Here is a 1,861-nt window from a genome sequence, read left to right on the forward strand (position 1 = left end):
CCAACGAAACAGCAAACCAATGAAGGGGGTCAGTTCTTCACTTCGCCAATGGGGTCAAATCTTCGCTTCGCTTGACATCCGCCGCCCTTGGACGTCAAAAGGCGGCTTCGAGCATTGGCTTCTCGTCCGCCGCAAGCGATCGACATCCGGAGAAAAAGCCTACTATTTGGTCTTCGCCCCGCCCGGATCCGCCTTGGCCGAATTGGCGGCAGTGGCCGGCCTACGCTGGGCGGTCGAGGAGTGCTTTGAGCGCGCCAAGGATGATTTCAGACTTGATCTTTGCGAGGCTCGGTCCTGGCATGGATGGCATCGCCACATGAGCCTGTGCATGGCCGCCCTGGCGTTCCTCTCCAAGCTATCGGCTGATCTTCGCCGCAGCGCATGGAGCAAAGCGAACGAAACGAGAGCTGAGGCCCTTTGGCGCCTTCACCTGCCGCATGACAGACCCAATCCTCGGGCACGAACTCGCTGGCCAGTTCCTCGGGCAAGGTTTTCTCAAACCGACGATCCCCACGGCGCATGAAGTGAGCGCCTCAAACCGCCAGGCCATAGGGCTGCTCGCGAGCTTCCAGCATCCGGCGAAGGCTTCTGTCCGCCCCGTAGACAGCGTCGCCCAGAACGGCACGAAAGGCCGACATCGAGCGTGTCGCATTGCCTCACGGAGATTGTTACCGAGCGGCTTCGTTGCCTCACCTAAAATGTTACCCGTGAAGTCGCATTTCGGCATTCCCCAACATCAACGCCATGCAGCTCTTGTGCATCCAGGTTCCAGGCATGGCTGGCGGGTCGTTCCCAATTTGGCACGAGGCCTCCAGCTGACCGACATTGACCAGCTCTGGGTCGCCGACATCACCTATGTCCATCTTGCCGAGGAGTTCGCCTATCTGGCGATCGTGCTTGACGCCTTCAGCCGCAAGGTCATCGGCTGGGCAATGGCAACCCACCTCAAGTCCGAGTTGGCGATCGCGGCGCTCGACCAGGCGATTGCGGTGCGTCGGCCTCCGCCGAGCAGCGTCATCCACCTGCGCTGACTACGCTGCACGAGTTGCAGCGCATCGCATCCAGCCGAGTATGAGCCGGATTGGCAACCCCTATGACAATGCCAAGGCCGAGCGTTTCATGCGAACGCTGAAGGAGGAAGAGGTCGATGGCCGAGCCTATCGCGATATCATCGATGCCAGGAAGAGGATCGGCGAATTCATCGAGCGGGTCTACAACAGGCAGCGCCTGCATTCCGCGCTCGACTATCTCTCGCCGGATGAATACGAAGCCGGCCTAACGCGATTGCGCCAGGATCCCCGGGCCGCAATCCAAAACCTGGAGAACTGTCCCTAATTTGTGTCTCACCCAAGGGGTGCAGTCCAGTGTGGCAATCTGATGCCGGCCCGACGGGGACGCCCAACGAAACAGCCGCCGCCCGAGGCGCCGCCGGACCGACAAACCTTGGCAGCAAGTTTTGCACTGTCGGCTGAACAGCGTCGTGCCGATGCGTTGGCGAAAGCCCGCCGCCGCATAGTCGAACTTGAACGCAAGATTGGCCAGCAACAGGTTGAACTTGATTTTTTTCAAGAAGCCTTGCGGCATGTCAGGGGCAGTCAACAGCAGAAAGACGCACCTGGCGGAGCGGCGTCTTCGAAGTCATTCAAAAAATGACGGCCCGCATGCCGCAAGGCTCTCCAGGAATTGAACAGATGTGCCGTCTGGCGGGTGTCAGCCGGGCTGGATACTACCGGCACTGGCGGCACTCAGCGCCGCGCCAGGAAGAAACCGGCCTGCGCGATGTCATTCAACGGATGGCCTTGGCCAATCCGCATTATGGCTATCGCCGGATCGGTGCCCTTCTCGGGCGGGAGGGTTGGGG

3 protein-coding genes and 2 pseudogenes are annotated in these 1,861 nt (G+C 60.5%); 4 read left to right on the forward strand and 1 reads right to left on the reverse strand.

The window, feature by feature from the left end:
* Positions 1–403, forward strand: a pseudogene (locus AC0L14_RS34645) (transposase); the annotation flags it as partial.
* A gap of 1 nt (position 404) precedes the next feature.
* On the opposite strand, the pseudogene AC0L14_RS34650 reads toward AC0L14_RS34645, so the two are convergent.
* A pseudogene (locus tag AC0L14_RS34650) lies at positions 405–620 on the reverse strand (IS701 family transposase); the annotation flags it as partial.
* 177 nt (positions 621–797) lie between these two features.
* On the opposite strand from AC0L14_RS34650, the gene AC0L14_RS34655 reads away from it, so the two are divergent.
* The 3 genes from AC0L14_RS34655 to AC0L14_RS34665 all read left to right on the forward strand — a co-directional run bounded on the left by AC0L14_RS34655 (position 798) and on the right by AC0L14_RS34665 (position 1,653).
* Positions 798–1,031 (forward strand): DDE-type integrase/transposase/recombinase, encoded by a 234-nt coding sequence (locus tag AC0L14_RS34655; protein ID WP_473752213.1) that lies wholly within the window; start codon positions 798–800, stop codon positions 1,029–1,031.
* A complete protein-coding gene (locus AC0L14_RS34660; RefSeq protein WP_473752214.1) occupies positions 985–1,335 on the forward strand; it encodes a transposase in 351 nt (116 codons plus the stop codon). The genes AC0L14_RS34655 and AC0L14_RS34660 overlap by 47 nt, the downstream gene beginning before the upstream one ends.
* Positions 1,336–1,443: 108 nt before the next feature.
* On the forward strand, positions 1,444–1,653 hold the full coding sequence (locus AC0L14_RS34665) for a hypothetical protein (RefSeq protein WP_473752215.1): 210 nt from the start codon (positions 1,444–1,446) through the stop codon (positions 1,651–1,653).
* Positions 1,654–1,861 lie beyond the last annotated feature (208 nt).

The organism is Mesorhizobium sp. WSM4841 (assembly GCF_055811515.1).